16 protein-coding genes, 1 tRNA gene and 1 riboswitch are annotated in these 16,703 nt (G+C 65.4%); of the genes, 7 read left to right on the top strand and 10 right to left on the bottom strand.

Going from position 1 to position 16,703, the window contains the following annotated elements; all coding sequences use genetic code 11:
- The first annotated feature begins 53 nt into the window (after nucleotides 1-53).
- On the top strand, nucleotides 54-779 hold the full coding sequence (locus U5768_RS21590; RefSeq protein WP_322032426.1) for an XRE family transcriptional regulator: 726 nt from the start codon (nucleotides 54-56) through the stop codon (nucleotides 777-779).
- A 70-nt stretch (nucleotides 780-849) separates the two neighbouring features.
- Nucleotides 850-1,023: riboswitch (FMN riboswitch) on the top strand.
- Nucleotides 1,024-1,187: 164 nt separating this feature from the next.
- Entirely contained in the window at nucleotides 1,188-1,916 is a 729-nt protein-coding gene (gene ribB, locus U5768_RS21585) for a 3,4-dihydroxy-2-butanone-4-phosphate synthase (protein WP_322032425.1), read from the top strand.
- A 100-nt stretch (nucleotides 1,917-2,016) separates the two neighbouring features.
- On the opposite strand, the gene U5768_RS21580 is transcribed toward ribB, so the two are convergent.
- The gene (locus tag U5768_RS21580) at nucleotides 2,017-2,703 is read right to left on the bottom strand and encodes an HAD family hydrolase (RefSeq protein WP_322032424.1); all 687 of its coding nucleotides are present in this window, start codon (nucleotides 2,701-2,703) and stop codon (nucleotides 2,017-2,019) included.
- Nucleotides 2,704-2,993: 290 nt separating this feature from the next.
- On the opposite strand from U5768_RS21580, the gene U5768_RS21575 reads away from it, so the two are divergent.
- A complete protein-coding gene (locus U5768_RS21575) occupies nucleotides 2,994-3,371 on the top strand; it encodes a hypothetical protein (RefSeq protein WP_322032423.1) in 378 nt (125 codons plus the stop codon).
- A gap of 260 nt (nucleotides 3,372-3,631) precedes the next feature.
- Here U5768_RS21575 and U5768_RS21570 read toward each other — a convergent pair whose 3' ends face one another.
- Complete coding sequence (locus U5768_RS21570; protein ID WP_028205977.1) at nucleotides 3,632-3,829, bottom strand: hypothetical protein; 198 nt, start codon at nucleotides 3,827-3,829, stop codon at nucleotides 3,632-3,634.
- 629 nt (nucleotides 3,830-4,458) lie between these two features.
- Between U5768_RS21570 and U5768_RS21565 the strand changes: the two genes are divergently transcribed.
- The gene (locus tag U5768_RS21565; protein ID WP_322032422.1) at nucleotides 4,459-5,292 is read left to right on the top strand and encodes a ferritin-like domain-containing protein; all 834 of its coding nucleotides are present in this window, start codon (nucleotides 4,459-4,461) and stop codon (nucleotides 5,290-5,292) included.
- A 72-nt stretch (nucleotides 5,293-5,364) separates the two neighbouring features.
- On the opposite strand, the gene U5768_RS21560 is transcribed toward U5768_RS21565, so the two are convergent.
- From U5768_RS21560 to U5768_RS21545, 4 genes are all read right to left on the bottom strand, one after another.
- Entirely contained in the window at nucleotides 5,365-7,047 is a 1,683-nt protein-coding gene (locus U5768_RS21560) for a DEAD/DEAH box helicase (protein WP_322032421.1), read from the bottom strand.
- Between the two features lie 257 nt (nucleotides 7,048-7,304).
- Nucleotides 7,305-7,925: a PAQR family membrane homeostasis protein TrhA gene (gene trhA / locus U5768_RS21555; RefSeq protein ID WP_322032420.1), complete on the bottom strand. Its 621-nt coding sequence runs from the start codon at nucleotides 7,923-7,925 to the stop codon at nucleotides 7,305-7,307.
- 336 nt (nucleotides 7,926-8,261) lie between these two features.
- On the bottom strand, nucleotides 8,262-9,557 hold the full coding sequence (locus U5768_RS21550) for a cytochrome c (RefSeq protein ID WP_322032419.1): 1,296 nt from the start codon (nucleotides 9,555-9,557) through the stop codon (nucleotides 8,262-8,264).
- A 22-nt stretch (nucleotides 9,558-9,579) separates the two neighbouring features.
- On the bottom strand, nucleotides 9,580-10,347 hold the full coding sequence (locus tag U5768_RS21545; protein ID WP_322032418.1) for a c-type cytochrome: 768 nt from the start codon (nucleotides 10,345-10,347) through the stop codon (nucleotides 9,580-9,582).
- Nucleotides 10,348-10,594: 247 nt separating this feature from the next.
- Between U5768_RS21545 and U5768_RS21540 the strand changes: the two genes are divergently transcribed.
- Together U5768_RS21540 and U5768_RS21535 are read left to right on the top strand one after the other, a co-directional pair.
- On the top strand, nucleotides 10,595-10,846 hold the full coding sequence (locus U5768_RS21540; protein WP_322032417.1) for a hypothetical protein: 252 nt from the start codon (nucleotides 10,595-10,597) through the stop codon (nucleotides 10,844-10,846).
- A 153-nt stretch (nucleotides 10,847-10,999) separates the two neighbouring features.
- Nucleotides 11,000-11,926, top strand: a complete 927-nt coding sequence (locus tag U5768_RS21535) for a copper resistance D family protein (protein WP_322032416.1) — start codon at nucleotides 11,000-11,002, stop codon at nucleotides 11,924-11,926.
- Nucleotides 11,927-11,943: 17 nt separating this feature from the next.
- Here U5768_RS21535 and U5768_RS21530 read toward each other — a convergent pair whose 3' ends face one another.
- Together U5768_RS21530 and dgoD are read right to left on the bottom strand one after the other, a co-directional pair.
- On the bottom strand, nucleotides 11,944-12,243 hold the full coding sequence (locus U5768_RS21530; RefSeq protein WP_322032415.1) for a hypothetical protein: 300 nt from the start codon (nucleotides 12,241-12,243) through the stop codon (nucleotides 11,944-11,946).
- A gap of 283 nt (nucleotides 12,244-12,526) precedes the next feature.
- Nucleotides 12,527-13,675 (bottom strand): galactonate dehydratase, encoded by a 1,149-nt coding sequence (gene dgoD / locus U5768_RS21525; protein ID WP_322032414.1) that lies wholly within the window; start codon nucleotides 13,673-13,675, stop codon nucleotides 12,527-12,529.
- Between the two features lie 73 nt (nucleotides 13,676-13,748).
- Between dgoD and U5768_RS21520 the strand changes: the two genes are divergently transcribed.
- Nucleotides 13,749-14,504, top strand: a complete 756-nt coding sequence (locus U5768_RS21520) for a FadR/GntR family transcriptional regulator (protein ID WP_322032413.1) — start codon at nucleotides 13,749-13,751, stop codon at nucleotides 14,502-14,504.
- 95 nt (nucleotides 14,505-14,599) lie between these two features.
- On the opposite strand, the gene U5768_RS21515 is transcribed toward U5768_RS21520, so the two are convergent.
- A tRNA-Met gene (locus U5768_RS21515) sits at nucleotides 14,600-14,676 on the bottom strand.
- Between the two features lie 112 nt (nucleotides 14,677-14,788).
- A complete protein-coding gene (locus tag U5768_RS21510; protein ID WP_322032412.1) occupies nucleotides 14,789-16,447 on the bottom strand; it encodes an MFS transporter in 1,659 nt (552 codons plus the stop codon).
- Between the last annotated feature and the right edge of the window lie 256 nt (nucleotides 16,448-16,703).

Genomic DNA, 16,703 nt, shown 5'->3' with positions numbered 1-16,703 from the left:
TGCCTCCATTCATGCTCATGCGCCGCAGCGTAGCGGCGCACCTGGAGGCAACCATGCATTCACCCCTCGCGCTCGTGCGCGAATCACAGCACGACTCACAGCTCAATACGCAGCCCGATATTGCGCACACCGAAGGATCTTACGAGGCGCTCGAACATCTCGTGGGCGTGAACCTCGCCCGCCTGCGCGCCGAACGCCAGCTTTCGCTCGACGCGCTCGCACGCGCCTCGGGCGTCTCGCGCGCGATGCTCGCCCAGGTCGAATCGGCCCGCAGCGTGCCGTCGATCAAGGTGCTGTGCAAGGTCGCCGCGGCGCTCAAGGTCTCGGTTTCGGCGTTCCTGCGGCGTCATGCCGTGAACGGCTTCGAGCATTTGCCCGCCGAGCGTGCGCCGCGCCTCGTTTCCGCCGACGGCCGCTATTCGGCGCGCGCGCTCTATCCGGAAGGGGAGCCCGCCGCCGCCGAGTTTCACGAGTTGCGCATCGCGCCGCTGCACACGGAGCCCGGCGTGCGCCGTCCGCCCGGCACAACGGTGAACCTCGTCGTGAGCGAGGGCACGCTCGAAGTGAGCGTGCACGATCGGCGCCAACTGCTCGCCACGGGCGACGCGATTCTTTTCGACGCCGACCAGCCGCACAGCCTGCGCAATCCCGGCGACACCGAGGCGCGCGTCTTTCGCGTAACGCTCAACGCCGAGACGCCGCCGCGCTGGGACGTGCCGGCCGCGCCGGCTGCCAGCGATGCGGCGCCGCACAAAACCCATTTTGAGAAAATTGTCTAGTCGTACTTTTTCGCGCTGCACGGTGGCGCACTCTGTTGTATCCTTTGCCCGCCGGTTGATCCGGTAATCAGTGCGTCTTCAGGGCGGGGTGAAATTCCCCACCGGCGGTATGCCGGCCGCGCCGAAAGGCCAGGCCGACGAGCCCGCGAGCGCCTGCGCGAGCCTTATTGTGTCGTGCGCAGGGTCAGCAGATCTGGTGCGAAGCCAGAGCCGACGGTTAGAGTCCGGATGAAAGAAGATGTGCAGATGGTCATGTCTGCCCGTTTGCCGCAGCGTTTTGGCCGATGTGCGTGCGTCCCCATTTTCGGGGCGTGCCGCACGCCTGCCAATCGAAGCGTGCCGGGAATTCCTGTCTGTTTGCAATGCCCTGAAACGTTTTTCGCCTAACTTCCGCGAGGAGCGTTTCACATGTCCTTTACTGCCAGTACCACTCTCGCTTCATCCCAGGGCGCGCCGCTCGACGCCGCCGCCGATCTCCCGTTCATCGATTCCGAGCCGGTGCCGCCGCGCATTGCCGCCGCGTTGCAAGCCATGCGCGAAGGCCGCCCGGTCGTGCTGCAGGACGACCACGACCGCGAGGACGAAGCCGACCTGATCGTCGCCGCCGAACGCCTCACGCCCGAAACGATGGCGCTTTTCATCCGCGAATGCAGCGGTATCGTGTGCCTGTGCCTCTCCGAGGAGAAAGTGCGCGCGCTCGAATTGCCGCCGATGGTGGCCCATAACGAAAGCCGCAACCGTACCGCGTTCACGGTCTCGATCGAAGCGCGCGAGGGCGTCAGCACGGGCGTTTCGGCGGCCGACCGCGTGACGACTATCCGCGCCGCGATCGCCCCGAACGCGAGGCCCGACGATATCGTGCGCCCCGGCCACGTGTTCCCGCTGCGCGCGCAGCAGGGCGGCGTGCTGGCGCGCCGCGGCCATACCGAAGGCACCGTCGATCTGGCGGTGCTCGCGGGCCTTGCGCCCGCCGGCGTGCTGTGTGAACTGATGAACCCCGATGGCACGATGGCGCGCGGCAAGCAGGTCGACGACTTCGCGAAGCTGCACAACCTGCCGATACTCTCGATTGCCGAACTCGTGGCGTTTCGCGAGTCGCTTGCCGTGGCGCGCGAGCGTTGCGCCGAGCCGGCCTGAGGCGCGGAATAACGCGCCAGGAACGCACTAAGGGACGCGGCGCCGAGGGGCGCCGCGTCCCGTTTTCATTCCGGCGCGTGTGATTGGCGCGGGCGTGGCGTTACGACTGCACGTCGCCGAATTCGCCGCGCATGCCGGCCTCGACGAGTGCCGGCAGTTCTTTCATGTGCGTCATGATGCGCGTGATGCCCATCTCGCGCAGCACGTCGGCGTAGCCCGAAGGGATGTGGCTCGCGCCCACGAACGCAATCGTCTTCATGCCCGCCGCGCGCGCGGCGTTCAAACCCGAAATGCTGTCCTCGACGACGATGCATCGCGCCGGCTCCACGCCGAGCTGCTTCGCGGCGTGCAGATAGACGTCCGGATAAGGCTTGGGCCGCGCGACCTGCTCGGCGCTGAAGATGCACTCGCCGAAGATCGTATCGAGCCCGGCGCGCCGAACCGAAGCGTGCACGCGCGTGAGACGGCTGTTCGAAACGACGGCGGCGGGCAGCGTGACCCGGCGCAAGGCGTCGCGCACGCCGTTGATCGGGCTCACCGACTCGGCAATGGCTGCTTCGCAACGATGCTCGATGGTCTCGAGAAAGTGCTCGGGCAGCGTGAGGTCGAAGCGAGCTGCGATGTCGGCGAGAAAGCGCGAGGTCTGCTGGCCAAACGCCGCGTTCACGGCGGCGTGAAAATCGATGCCGGGAAAAGTGCTGCTGAGCGTATCGAAGAGAACGCGGTCGGCGATGACTTCGCTGTCGACGAGCACGCCGTCACAGTCGCAGATGAGATGGTCGATCATGCGTGAAACGAGAGGCCGGGCGGCGCAGGACGCGGGGCCCGTGCGTGCGCCTTGCGTGCACCTGCCAGGCAGGCGGGAAGGTGGAAACCCCCAATCATACGTGCTTTTGCTTTCCTGGACGCCGCGCACTCGCGGGCCACGGCGTTCAGAAGTTGTCTGTCGCGTCGTGGCGCTCGAACAGGCCGAACGGCCAGGGTGTCGCTCGCGCGGCTCGGTGCGACAATGACCGGGTCGGGATGCGGTCGTTCCTGTCAGTCCCAAACAGTCGAAAACGATATCGAGGCAATCTCATGCGTGGAATTGCGATGTTCGGCGCGGCCGTGCTGCTTGCGGGGTGCGTGGGCGCGCCGCCGGGCCCGGAAGGCGGCGCGCGCGCGCCGTCGCTCGCGGCTTTGCAGCAGATGTGCGGGCCGCAGGTGGTCGATTTCGGGGCGTATGCACCGGGCGTCTACGCGGCCATGTTCGACGCCTGGGTTGCCAATCGGCGCGGCAGGTTGCCTCAAGACCAGTTCTGCGGCTTCCAGGCACAACTCGCTCAGCAATACGCCACGCTCGGCACGAGCGGCGATGCGCAGGCGCGAGGCGAGTGGGTGAACTTCCTCAATACACAGCGCGCGCAGGCGCTGAGCTGGCGGGCGGCGGCGGACCCCACGCTGCGCGCGGGGTAGGGGCGCGCGAACGAGAAAGAACGCGCGGGCGCGAGCCGACGCTCGCGAGGCGCAAGAAAATACGAAAGCGTAAAAAAATGGTCACGCGGGCATGAAGCGCGCGGGTCCGCGTGACCATGCACTGCAGGCGCGGACGTCTACTGCCGTGCGCCTGCATCGGGGACGTGCCCGACAAGGCGGGCTGGCGGACGACCCATGCGCCCGCGCGAATCGATAAAAGCTAAAGGAGCCTGCGGCCGTGTTAGCGCCCGGTCGGCAGGCTACGAACACCGTTTGATGGCGCGCAACGCAGAGTCGCCGATTTCGGTTAGTCGCCATTGCTGAAGGCCGGATGCAAGGCGCTCCAGTTGGACGAGCTGTCGTTCGAGCAAGGCGTCCAGTTCTTCTCGCTCCATGTCGAGCTGGTTGGGGGCGTCCTGTACTAGCAGCAGGGTGGCGAATTCATGCGGACTCAGCATCGTTCTCTCCGTGTTGCCGCATCAGAGGTCGCCGGTTGCGGCCCGCAGGGCGGCGCAGCGACAGGAATGCGGTGGTATGAGCGAAAGCCTGCGACCGTGCAGATCGACTGGCCGGAGGGACCGGCCGCCTCGCCCGCTTGCGCGCGGCCAAAACGGCATCCAGCCGGGGATCTACCTCGGGGAACTGGAGTGTAGTCAACGTCACTGCGTTGTACAAACCACACCCCAAAAATATTCCCTTTGACATTCGAGCCCGCGCGCAGCGGTGGCGGGAGCCGTCCCGATTCACGAATTTACTTGAAGTTCTTACCGCACCGCGGCACTGAGTGAGCGGTCCGGCCTCGATCCGCTGCGCATCAACCGGGTATCCCGCGTGGGTATTCCGTTTGCGCCGTCGCGGCTGAGCGTCACATGACGTAATGCCTGGAAGTCGTCTGTTTCCGGAACTGTGAGGGCCGGGCCCGGTCTGTGCTTTGTGACTGCAGATACACGAAACTACCGCTAAGATTGAAACAGGGATGGCCAGTAATGCTCGCTACGCGTGACTGGCGCCGCTCGCCGGGCCTCGGGGCTTCCGGTCAGGTGCCACGCGTTGCGGGCGTAAAACGCCGCTTCGGGAGTAGGACACAATGCGCAACGAAAATGAGCCTCGCCACGTCATGCCCTGGCGCATCGAAGACATCGATCTCACCCGCATCGACCGTCAACGCGCCGCCGCGAATGAAGACCTGATGTTGCTTCTCGCCGCTTCATCGTTCATCGAAAGCGGTTCCGACCTTTACACCAGCAACCTGAATGTCTTCTTCAACGGCGACCCCGAGGTCTCCGAATGGCTCAATCGCGAATGGGAGCCCGAGGAGCTTCAGCACGGGCGCGCCTTGAAGACGTATATCCAGTACGTGTGGCCCGAGTTCGACTGGGACGCGGCCTTTCAGAGCTTCATCGAAGAGTATTCGAAGACCTGCTCGTTCGAGGAATTCGAGAAAACGCGAGCGCTCGAAATGGTTGCGCGCTGCGTGGTCGAAACGGGCACCGCCACGCTCTACCGCGCGATCGGCGAGTACTCGGACGAGCCCGTCCTCAAGGAAATCACCGACAACATTCGCAGCGACGAAGTGCGCCACTACAAGCACTTTTTCAACTATTTCAAGAAGTACAACCAGATTGAAGGGCACGGGCGTCTCGCCGTGCTCGGCGCGCTCATGCGCCGCGTGATGGAGATCAAGAACGAGGACTCGGAGATCGCATTGCGCCATGTGTACGCGGGCCGCTACCCCGACCGCGTGCGCGACGAGGCGTATAGCCGCGAACTCACCGCGCGCGTGAACAAGCTGGTGCGGCACAATCTTTCCGCCGACATGTGCGTGAAGATGCTGCTCAAGCCGCTCAACCTGCCCGCGAAGATCCGCCCCGGCGTGCACTATCCGCTCGCGAAGATCACGCAACACGTCTTCTTCCGCTAAGGCGTCGGCGCCCGCGCGCGAAAACGAAAAAGCCCGCTGCTGGAGCGGGCTTTTTGCTTATGGAGGCGAAGATCAGCGATCGCGCTGGCCGTTGCCGTCGCGGCGCGAGTTGCCGCCTGGCCGGCCGCCGAGCAGCGCGCCCGGATTGCCTTGCGGCTTGCGTTGCTGGGGGCGTCCCAGTGCGCTTTCGTGCGAAACGCCGCGCTGGCTTTCACGACGCGTATGCTCGCCGCGCGCGCCCTGTGCGCCGTGATTCGCGCCTTGCTGTTTCACGGGCTGGGTGGTGCGGATGCCGCCGCCTTTCGAGGCGGGCTTGGCCGGGCGCTGGCCGCCGTTGCCGCCATTACCACTTTTACCGCTGCTATTGGCTGCATGAGCGCGGTTGTTTTCGCGACCGCTGTCACGGCCACCCTCGCGTGCGCCTTCGCGATTACCGCCGCGCGGTTCACGCGATTCACGCGATTCACGCGGTTCGCGCGCTTCACGCGTCTGCGCGGGGCGTCCGCCGTTCGCGGCATTCGCGCCATTCGATGCACCTCGGCCCTGGCCTTGCCCCTGGCGCGGCGAGCGGCCTTGCGGCTGGCTGCGGCGCTGGATCGGCTCGGGCTTCGCGTGCGGGTCCGGCTCGAAGCCCGGAATGACTTCCTGGGGCACCGTGCGCTTGATGAGCTTCTCGATGTCCTTGAGCAATTGATGCTCGTCTACGCATACGAGCGACACCGCTTCGCCGGTCGCGCCCGCGCGCCCCGTGCGGCCAATGCGGTGCACGTAGTCCTCGGGCACGTTCGGCAGATCGTAGTTGACCACGTGCGGAAGCTGGTCGATATCGATGCCGCGCGCGGCGATGTCCGTGGCCACGAGCACCTGCAGCGTGCCGTCCTTGAACTCGCTCAAGGCGCGTGTGCGCGCCGACTGGCTCTTGTTGCCGTGAATCGCGAGCGCGCTGATGCCGTCCTTCGTGAGCTGTTCGGCAAGCCGGTTCGCGCCGTGCTTCGTGCGCGTGAACACGAGCACCTGAAACCAGTTGTGCTGGCGGATCAGGTGCGTGAGCAGATCGCGCTTACGGTCCCGGTCGACGGGATAGATCTTCTGTGCCACGGTTTCCGCCGTGGTGTTGCGGCGCGCGACTTCGATGAGCGCGGGCGAGTCGAGCAGGCTGTCGGCGAGCGCCTTGATCTCGTCGGCGAAAGTCGCCGAGAAGAGCAGGTTCTGGCGCTTGGGCGGCAGCTTCGCGAGCACGCGCTTGATGTCGTGGATGAAGCCCATGTCGAGCATGCGGTCGGCTTCGTCGAGCACGAGAATCTCGAGCTGCGACAGGTCGATCGTCTTCTGCTGCATGTGGTCGAGCAGGCGGCCCGGCGTTGCCACGACGATATCCACGCCCCGGCGCAGCGCGTCGATTTGCGGATTGATGCCCACGCCGCCGAACATCACCGTGGACTTGAGCTTCAGATACTTGCCGTAGGCGCGCACGCTCTCTTCGACCTGCGCGGCCAGCTCGCGTGTGGGCGTGAGGATGAGCGCGCGCACCACGCGCTTCGCCGTAGCCGCGGGCGGCATGTCCGTGAGGCGTTGCAGGATGGGCAGGGTGAAGCCGGCGGTCTTGCCGGTGCCGGTTTGCGCCCCGGCGAGCAGGTCGCCGCCGCCGAGCACGGCGGGAATTGCCTGCGCCTGGATGGGCGTGGGCGTGCTGTACCCAAGTTCGTTGACTGCGCGGACCAGCGGTTCGGACAAGCCGAGAGAATCGAAAGACATAAACACCTGTTGTATTGCAGTAGCGCGGGCGTTGCTTCGCGGCCCGAGGGCGCGCAGCGCGGCCAAAGCAGTGTTGCCGGGTTCGAAGGCGCCCGGCGAAGCCGCCTTTTCGCGTTGTTCGGACGGCGCGCCAGTGCGCACGCCGCGTTTTTTCTTCATGGAACGCACGCGTCAATCAAGACACGTCGTCTGGCGTCAAGTTGCATCGTGCGGCCGCGGACACTGCGGCGGCCGTACGATGTCTTCGCATTGACGCGTCACGCAACGTAGCGCGCGACGCTCACGAATTGACAGACGCTCCCGGCGAGCACGAACAGATGCCAGATTCCATGTCCGTGCCGGATGCGCTCGTCATTGACGAAAAAATAAATGCCGACGCTGTATATGACGCCGCCGGCCAGCAGCCACGCCGTGCCCGCGGGCGGCAGGGCTTCGACGAGCGGGCGAACCGCCACCACCGCGAGCCAGCCCATCACCACGTAGAGCACCATCGAAAGCACTCTCGTGCGGCGCCCGAGCGTGAGTTCCTGCACGATGCCGAGAGCCGCGAGCCCCCAGCTCACGCCGAAGAGCGACCAGCCCCACGGCCCGCGCAGCGTCACGAGCGTGAACGGAGTATAGCTTCCCGCGATGAGCAGATAGATCGCCGCGTGGTCGCACTTTTGCAGCACCGCCTTCAGCCGCAGGCCGCGCACGCCGTGATACAGCGTCGAGATCGTGTACAGCGCGCACAACATCGCCCCGTAAACCGCGAAGCTCACGACCTTGTAAGCGTCGTGATCCAGCGCCGCGAGCGTCACGAGCGAGACGAGGCCCGCTATCGACAACATCGCGCCCACGAGGTGAGTAATGCTGTTCAGACGCTCACCGGCGTGCATGACGACCACTCCTTGTTCTTCTTGAGCGCAACGCGCGCAGGTGGAACAATGTTCCACCCCATGCGGCGCGGTGCTCGACCGCAGCGTTCAAAACCAGGCCTGACGGGCCACGGAACCGCCTTCACCGCACGGCCCGGCGCCAAATAGCGAAGGGCGCAGCCCGCTCTTCGCAGACTGCGCCCTTATCAGGCAACCATCACTATAGCAGTAACCACTTGCGTGGGACCGCCGTAAGGGCGGAAGCCCTATCGGCGGTGGCGGGCTATGCATGGGACCGGAGTGCTCTGCATGGGACCGGAGTAAGCGCTAAAGCGCTAACTCCGGTCGACACGGCCCTCAGTCGAGCGGAGACGAGCGCAGGTCGGCGACCTGCTGCGGGGACACCGGCGTGCCCTTGTTGCCCCAGGACATGCGGATGAACGTCACCACCGCCGCGACTTCCTGGTTCGAGAGCGCCTGCGCGAACGGCGGCATGCCGTACGGACGCGGGTTGCCCACCGTGCTCGGCGGATAGCCGCCGTTGAGCACCATGCGGATCGGGTTCACGGCCGAATGCATCTGGATCGACTGGTTGTTCGCAAGCGGCGGGAAGTTCGGCGGCATGCCCAGACCGTTCTCCGCGTGGCACTTCGCACACTGGTCATGGTAGATCTTCTGACCTTGCTGCAAGAGTTCGCCACCGAACGCCTCCGAAGTCTCCATCTGCATCGTTTCGGGCGCTTCCTTCTTCTGCGGGATGGTCTTCAGGTACGAGGCCATCGCGTGGATGTCGTCGTCCGAGAGGTATTGCAGGCTGTTGTGGATCACGTCCGCCATCGGGCCGAACACGGCGCCGCGCTGGGAAACGCCGGTCTTCAGGAGGCTCGCGATGTCCCTGACGTCCCAGTCGCCGAGGCCGCCTTCGCTGCCCGTGAGCGACGGCGCGTACCAGTTCTGCAGCGGGATCAGGCCGCCCGCGAAAGCCGCCGAGTTGACCGGGCCGCCCACCGCGTTGATGGACGTGTGGCACATGCCGCAGTGGCCGAGGCCTTCCACGAGATACGCGCCGCGGTTCCATTCGACCGACTTGGTCGGATCGGGCTTGTACTCGCCTTCGCGAAAGAACAGCGTACGCCAGCCGATCAGCAGGTTGCGGTTGTTGAACGGGAACTTGAGTTCGTGCGGACGGCTGGGCACGTTGGCCGGCGGCACCGAGCGCAGATAGGCGAAGATCGCGTCGGCGTCGGCGCGCGTGACCTTCGTGTAGCTCGCGAACGGGAATGCCGGATAGAGCAGGCTGCCGTCCTTCGAGCGGCCCGTGTGCATGGCGCGATAGAAGTCGTCGGCGCTCCACTTGCCGATGCCGTACTGGTCGTCGGGCGTGATGTTGGGCGTGTAGAGCGTGCCGAAGGGCGTTGCCATGGGCAGGCCGCCCGCGAACATCTGGCCGCCGCGCACGGTGTGGCAGGCAATGCAGTCGCCGGCGCGCGCGAGGTACTCGCCCCTCTTGATGAGATCGTTCTGGTCCACGGGCGTGGCGGCAAGCGCTGCGCCATTTTGCAGATAGTGGGTGCCCGACCAGAGCACCGGGACGAGGGCCGCGGCGGCGGCCACCACGACGGCGGAAAGTGCGAACAGGGACTTGCGGTTCATATTGGCTGTCTCCCCCGGCGCCTTATTGCGGTTCGCTGCCGCAGGCAAGCGGCGTCTTGAGTGAGCCAGCCGGCGCCGGCACGGGGTTCTGCGGCGCGCTCTGCGTCGAGAGCCAGGCCGCGACCGCGTTCACGTCTTCGTCGGTGAGGCGCGTGGCGATCTCATGCATGCAGTCGGGCGCTTTCGCATGCCGCGAGCCCGAGCGCCAGGCGCCGATCTGCGCGCTGATGTAATCCCTGTGCAGACCGACGAGACCCGGAATGGCCGGCTCCATGCCGGTGAGCTTCGCGCCGTGGCAGGCCGCGCAGGCGGGCACCTGCCTGGCCGTGTCGCCGTGCAGCACGATCTGCTGGCCGCGCGCGAGCGTGTCGCTGCTGACCGCGGGCTTCGCGGGCGGCGGGTAGGGCGGCCGCTGCTGCGAGAAGAACGTCGCGATCTCGTGCAGGTAGTCGTCGGAGAGATAGGTGACCAGATAATTCATCGGAGGGTACTTGCGGCGACCCTCGCGGAAATTCATTAGCTGGTTGAACAGGTACTCGGCCGGTTTGCCGGCGAGACGCGGGAAGTAGTCGTTGTCGGTGCCCTGGCCATGCGAGCCGTGGCATGCGGTACAGCCCTGCACGCGAGCGGCGATCGTATCGGGGGCGGCGGCCTGCGGCGCCGAAGCGGCTGTCTGGGCGTGTGCAGCGCTGAGAACGCCGGTCGTCCCGAGCAAAAGTGCTGCTGCCAGAGGCGCGACGAGCGGAATGAGCGGTCGGAAGATACGTCTTGGGGACACGCGTAACTCCATCTTTATCGTGGACCTGACCAGGCTTCGAACGGCCCGGCTTTTAGGCTGCGCGCGATGAAAGCAGAAGACCGTGCGCGCTGCGGCGACGCAGCAGATTCTAGCATCGGGAACGGGTAGTGACCATTTGCCACATGCGTCACGAAAGCCCACCGACGCCTTCGAGGCGCCATCGCGACGTGCTTGCGGCTGATGGTCGCGGCGGTGCCGGTTATGATTCTGCACCTGTTCGCCGATCGGTGACACGGGGTTGTCCCGCACCCGCGCCACACTCGGCGAGCCGCTCGTTGCCGGGTCGATGCATCGCTTCATGCCGGGCGCATGGCGCAGCCGTATCGTGTTTCGTGCGCTGGCTCGACGCTCGTGCATGGAACGCGCGTCGAACCTGCGTCGAATCCGCATGAAAGCCGCATCGAAGCCGCATCAACGCTGCATTGAACTGATCTGCGCGGCGGCTATCGAAGCAGGCACCCTTGCGGACGCGCAGCGCGCTGCGATGTAATGCGCCGGCGTCCTGCCGTAGCTGTTTTCATGTTGTTTCCTTGCCACTTGTCTCGATGACTCCAATTGCACTTTCCCTATCGTTGCATCAAGCCGACCGTTCCCCTTCGCGCGAGGCCCGCGCGACTCGCGACACGCGGGAGGGCGAGGTCCGATGAAAGCTGACTGGCTCTGGATCGGACAGGTCGCCATGGCGGCCATCGTCAACGTGGCTTACGCCTTCGCGCTCGGCTCGGCGTTCTATGGCGCGTGGCTCGACAAAGACGGCCGCACGGCCATCGCGCCCGCGCGCCTCGCATGGCTGCGCGCGCAACGCTCGCTGCGCGCCTCGGCGGTGGTGCTCATCGCGGCGCTTCTCATGTGGATGCTTTACGAAAGCGCGTCGGTTAGCGGCGAGTCGTTGCCCGGCGCGTTCGGCGTGGTCGGCACGGTGCTCTCGCAAACGCACGTTGGCCACGCGTGGTCGGTCGCGTTCGCGGGCGCGCTCGTGCTAGCCGGCTGCGCGTTCGCCGCGGCGAGCGTGGTGCGTGACGGCGTGCTGTGGCTCGCGCTCGTCGCCGTCGCGGCGGGGCGCGCGGGCCTCGGGCATGCCGCCGATGCGGGCTTCGCGTCGGCCGCGCTCGGCCTCCATACCTTGCACGTGCTGAGCGCCAGCGCATGGAGCGGCATCGTCATGGCGGGCGGACTGGCGGTTCTGCCGGCGCTCGGCGCATCGACGGCGCGCGGCGTGTTGATCCGTACAGCGGGTCAGGTCTCGAACGTGGCGTTCTTCGCGGTGGGCTTCGTGATCGCGACGGGCGTGTTCAACGCCCTGCGCGGCAGCGGCGGTTCGCTCGACGCCATCGTGGACAGCACCTGGGGCCGCGTACTGCTGCTCAAGATCGCGCTCGTCGTGCTCGCACTGGCGATGGGCGGCTTCAACCGGCTCGTCGCGATGCCCGAGTTGCGGCGCGCGGCGTCGACCGCGGCCGCGCGCCGCTTCGTCAACGTGATCCATCTCGAAGCGATCGTGATGATCGGCATCCTCGTGACGGCGGCCGCGCTCGCGCACAGCGTGCCGGGCTACGTGTTGCAGGGCTGAAACGTCGTCCGCGGAACTTACTCGTAGCCGAGCCGGTGACTGAGGATCGGTGCGCAAAAGAGGGCGGCGGCGCAGCCCATGACGTTGCCCTCGAGTTCGGCGAGCGCGGGCACGGACGCAGGATTCGCGATCAGCGCGAACAGTTGCGGCGCGCACCACAACACCGCGGCGCCGATCCCGGCGTACTCCACCCAGCCGATGCGCCATCCGCGCATGAAGGCGATGGCGCCCGCGAGCACGCGCATGAAGCCGAAGGCGACGAGCGCGCCCACGGCGGCCTGTTCGCGGATGAGGTAGTCGGGGAGCGACGCGTCCATGGAGTCCCTTTGCAAGACCAAGGTTGGGTTGCAAAGGAATCAGCAAGGCGCGGGCCAGCGGGCGGCGTTTGCTCGCGAAGCGCGCGCTCGACTATGTCGTGCCTTGAACGGCGCGGCTTTTCATGAACTGGCTGTGTGCGCAAGCGACATAAGCCGGTCGCGCGGATTGCGAGCGAGCGCGCCGGGGCGCGCAAAGCCGCGAGAAATGTTACGTCGCCGAAACGCGCGGCATTGCGTGTGTCACGTTACGTTGCGCGCCGCGCGTTTGGCGTTCAGTTTTGCATCACCACTCGGCGACGCTGCCATCTTCGTGACGCCACACCGGATTGCGCCAGCGGTGACCGGTCTTCGCCATCTCGCGCACCTTCTCCTCGTTCACGTCGATGCCAAGACCCGGGCCCTGCGGAATCGAGACGAAGCCGTCCTCGTATTTGAACACTTCCGGATTGCGGATGTAGTCGAGCAGATCGTTGCCCTTGTTGTAATGGATGCCGAGGCTCTGCTCCTGGATGAACGCGTTGTAGCTCACCGCGTCGATCTGCAGGCAGGTGGCGAGCGCAATCGGCCCGAGCGGGCAATGCAGCGCGAGCGCGACGTCATAGGCTTCTGCCATCGCGGCGATCTTGCGGCACTCGGTGATGCCGCCCGCGTGCGAGGCGTCGGGCTGGATGATGTCGACGTAGCCGCCCGCGAGAATGTGCTTGAAATCCCAGCGCGAATAAAGACGCTCGCCCAGCGCGATAGGCGTGCTGGTCTGGTTGACGATGTCGCGCAGCGCCTCGACGTTCTCGGAGAGCACCGGCTCTTCGATGAACATGAGCTTGAACGGATCGAGTTCCTTCGCTAGCACCTTGGCCATGGGCTTGTGCACGCGGCCATGGAAGTCCACGCCGATGCCGACGTTCGGGCCTACGGCCTCGCGCACGGCGGCGACGTTGTTGATGACGCCTTGCACCTTGTCGAAGGTGTCGATGATCTGCAGTTCTTCCGAGCCGTTCATCTTCACGGCCTTGAAGCCGCGCTCGACCACGGCGCGCGCGTTGTTGGCGACATCGCTCGGACGGTCGCCGCCGATCCACGAATACACCTTGATCTTGTCGCGCACCTGGCCGCCGAGCAGCGCGTGAACGGGCACGCCATGATGCTTGCCCTTGATGTCCCACAGCGCCTGGTCGACGCCGGCAATCGCGCTCATCGTGATCGGGCCGCCGCGGTAGAAACCCGCGCGATACATCACCTGCCAGTGATCTTCGATGAGGAGCGGGTCCTTGCCGATCAGGTAGTCGGCGAGTTCATCGACGGCCGCGGCTACCGTGTGTGCCCGGCCTTCGACGATGGGCTCGCCCCAGCCGATGATCCCTTCGTCCGTTTCGATCTTCAGAAAGAGCCAGCGCGGCGGGACGACGAAGGTTTCGAGCCTGGTGATTTTCATGCGGTGTCTCCATGACCTTGAGCGGTAGGGCGGCGCTCGCGCCACGCGCGAGCGGCAACGTCTTCAACCGCACATGCTACTGCAAAATTCGCCTTTAAGTGCTATTAATAGTATTATTTCCGGACGCTTCCCAATATCCAGGAGAACGGCGATACAACGCGATCTGCACGGCACGGTGGCCTACGAACTAGGCAGCGCGATCCTGCGCGGCGACTACCCGCCTTCGACGGTTCTGCCGCGCGAGGCCGAACTGATGGCGACGTTCGAGGTGAGCCGCACGGTGCTGCGCGAGGCGCTGCGCACGCTCACCTCGAAAGGGCTCGTGGAGTCGCGCCCGCGCGTGGGTACGCGCGTGCGTGCGCGCGAAGCGTGGAACCTGCTCGATGCCGACGTGCTCGACTGGTACGCGCGCGTGGCGCCGCCGCTCGGGTTCGCGCTCAAGCTCCAGGAAATGCGCGAAATGATCGAGCCGTTCGCGGCAGGACTCGCCGCGAACGCGCGCGACGCCGATGCGCTCGCGTCGCTCGCCGCCGCGCACGAAGCCATGGTCGAGGCGCGCAACGTGGACGAATGGGTGCGCGCGGACCTGCGCTTTCATCTCGCGGTCCTGGGCGCCTGTCGCAACGAGTTGCTGGTGCCGCTCGGCACGCTGATCGAGCGCACGCTCGAAGGCCAGTTGCGCGTGAACGCGAAGCGCGCCGACGTGTTCAACGCGGCGCTGCCCGACCACACGCTTGTGTACGACGCGATCGCGAACCGCGACGCCTATGCGGCGAGTCGCGCGATGGCCGCGCTGTTGCGGGTGACGCGAGAGCGTATCGAGGGGTGAACGCGAGGGTTGAACGTGGTTCGTCGCGCGCGAACGCGGAGCGCGGAAATGAAAAAAGCCGCTGTCCTTGTGGGACAGCGGCTTTCTTTTGCAACTGGTGGCGAATCAGGGATTCGAACCCCGGACCTGCGGATTATGATTCCGTCGCTCTAACCGGCTGAGCTAATTCGCCGAAGAAAAGAATTATCGCGGTGCAGGCCGAGTCTGTCAACTCCCTTCGTCATCTTTTTTTGAGGGGAAGTTCGCCGCCGGGCCGAAGGTCCCGCCCGGCGGCGCTCGCAGACTCAATCCTGCGCGTAGATATCCGAGTCCTTGGTTTCCCTCACGAACAGCATGCCAATCACGAAAGTGGCCAGCGCGATGATGATCGGATACCAGAGGCCCGAGTAGATATCGCCCCGCGCCGCGACGATCGCGAAGGCCGTCGCCGGCAGGAAGCCGCCGAACCAGCCGTTGCCGATGTGATAGGGCAGCGACATCGACGTGTAGCGGATGCGCGTCGGGAACATCTCCACCAGCATCGCCGCGATCGGCCCGTACACCATGGTCACGAAGATCACGAGGATCGTCAGCATCACCACGGTCATCGGCCAGTTGAGCTGCGCCGGGTCGGCCTTGAGCGGGTAGCCCGCTGCTTTGAGCGTCGCCGCGAGCGTCTTCTCGAACAGCGCACCGGCTTCCTTCGCGCCCGGCGCGCGGCCGTCGAAGGTGTCGATGGTCGTGTCGCCCACCTTGATCTGCGCGAGCGTGCCAGCGGGAGCCGCCACGTTCTCGTAGTTCAGGCCCGCCTTCGAAAGCGCGCTCTTGGCGATGTCGCACGAACTCGTGAACTTGGAGGTGCCGACCGGGTTGAACTGGAACGAGCACTCGGCCGGGTTCGCGATCACGACGATCGGCGCGCGCGCGGTCGCGGCTTCGAGCGCCGGGTTCGCGTAGTGCGTGATCGCCTTGAAGATCGGGAAGTAGGTGAGCGCTGCGATCAGGCAGCCCGCCATGATGATGGGCTTGCGGCCGATCTTGTCCGAAAGCGCGCCGAAGAACAGGAAGAACGGCGTGCCGATCAGGAGTGCCAGCGCGATCAGGATGTTGGCGCTCGAACCGTCCACCTTGAGCGTCTGCGTGAGGAAAAAGAGCGCGTAGAACTGGCCCGTGTACCAGACCACGGCCTGGCCGGCCGTGAGGCCGAAGAGGGCGAGCAGCACGACCTTGAGGTTCTTCCACTGGCCGAACGCTTCCTTGATCGGCGCCTTCGAGACCTTGCCCTCCGCCTTGATGCGCTTGAATGCCGGCGATTCGTCGAGTTGCAGGCGGATCCACACCGACACGGCGAGCAGCAGGATCGACGCGATGAACGGAATGCGCCAGGCCCATGCGGCGAACTGTTCTTCGCCGACGAAGGTGCGCACGCCGAGGATCACGAGCAGCGAGAGGAACAGGCCAAGCGTGGCGGTCGTCTGGATCCACGAGGTATAGAAGCCGCGGCGTCCGGGCGGCGCGTGTTCCGCAACATAGGTCGCGGCGCCGCCATACTCGCCGCCGAGCGCGAGACCTTGCAGCAGGCGCATGCCGATGAAGATCACGGGCGACGCAATGCCGATCGCCGCGTAGCCTGGCAGGAAGCCGACCACGAAGGTCGAGACGCCCATGATGACGATCGTGACGAGGAACGTGTGCTTGCGGCCCACGAGGTCGCCGAGGCGGCCGAACACGATCGCGCCGAACGGACGCACCGCAAAGCCGGCGGCGAAGCCGAGCAGCGTGAAGATGAAGCCGGCCGTGGGATTGACGCCTGAAAAGAAGCTCTTGCTAATGAAGGCCGCGAGCGATCCGGCCAGGTAAAAGTCGTACCACTCGAACACGGTGCCGAGCGACGACGCGAAGATCACGCGTTTTTCGTCGCTGGTCATCGGCGCGTGCGAGACTTGTCCGCCAACGGTTGCCATATATGTCTCCAGTATTGATATGCGTGTGGTCCGTCGGGCAGGGGAGGCAGACACCCGCGGTCCTGGGGAGCATTATTGGAATGGAAACTTACGGGCTTCTGACGCGCGTGTGGGTTTCTGAGCGACGTATCGGAGTGGGGTTTGATGGGTTAAATTCGCCGAATATGGTGCGAAAATATCTTATCGATCCTCTAATATCTCCTAACGAGCGAATTCGGCATCCCGTATTGGGTTGCGGATAAGGGTAAGTCCCATC

The organism is Paraburkholderia sp. J76, from assembly GCF_905220295.1.
Lineage (GTDB): Bacteria > Pseudomonadota > Gammaproteobacteria > Burkholderiales > Burkholderiaceae > Paraburkholderia.
The sequence above is the reverse complement of the archived record's forward strand: the minus strand, read 5'-3'. Positions and strand labels throughout refer to the sequence as shown.

Bases quoted from the DNA above. Each gene is read 5' to 3' on its own strand.
- U5768_RS21580 (WP_322032424.1), bottom strand. From the start codon at position 2,703: ATGATCGACCATCTCATCTGCGACTGTGACGGCGTGCTCGTCGACAGC.
- U5768_RS21590 (WP_322032426.1), top strand. From the start codon at position 54: ATGCATTCACCCCTCGCGCTCGTGCGCGAATCACAGCACGACTCACAG.
- U5768_RS21535 (WP_322032416.1), top strand. From the start codon at position 11,000: ATGAAAGCTGACTGGCTCTGGATCGGACAGGTCGCCATGGCGGCCATC.
- U5768_RS21545 (WP_322032418.1), bottom strand. From the start codon at position 10,347: ATGGAGTTACGCGTGTCCCCAAGACGTATCTTCCGACCGCTCATTCCG.
- U5768_RS21575 (WP_322032423.1), top strand. From the start codon at position 2,994: ATGCGTGGAATTGCGATGTTCGGCGCGGCCGTGCTGCTTGCGGGGTGC.
- U5768_RS21570 (WP_028205977.1), bottom strand. From the start codon at position 3,829: ATGCTGAGTCCGCATGAATTCGCCACCCTGCTGCTAGTACAGGACGCC.
- U5768_RS21550 (WP_322032419.1), bottom strand. From the start codon at position 9,557: ATGAACCGCAAGTCCCTGTTCGCACTTTCCGCCGTCGTGGTGGCCGCC.
- U5768_RS21520 (WP_322032413.1), top strand. From the start codon at position 13,749: ATGCTACTGCAAAATTCGCCTTTAAGTGCTATTAATAGTATTATTTCC.
- U5768_RS21565 (WP_322032422.1), top strand. From the start codon at position 4,459: ATGCGCAACGAAAATGAGCCTCGCCACGTCATGCCCTGGCGCATCGAA.
- U5768_RS21530 (WP_322032415.1), bottom strand. From the start codon at position 12,243: ATGGACGCGTCGCTCCCCGACTACCTCATCCGCGAACAGGCCGCCGTG.
- ribB (WP_322032425.1), top strand. From the start codon at position 1,188: ATGTCCTTTACTGCCAGTACCACTCTCGCTTCATCCCAGGGCGCGCCG.
- dgoD (WP_322032414.1), bottom strand. From the start codon at position 13,675: ATGAAAATCACCAGGCTCGAAACCTTCGTCGTCCCGCCGCGCTGGCTC.
- U5768_RS21560 (WP_322032421.1), bottom strand. From the start codon at position 7,047: ATGTCTTTCGATTCTCTCGGCTTGTCCGAACCGCTGGTCCGCGCAGTC.
- U5768_RS21510 (WP_322032412.1), bottom strand. From the start codon at position 16,447: ATGGCAACCGTTGGCGGACAAGTCTCGCACGCGCCGATGACCAGCGAC.
- trhA (WP_322032420.1), bottom strand. From the start codon at position 7,925: ATGCACGCCGGTGAGCGTCTGAACAGCATTACTCACCTCGTGGGCGCG.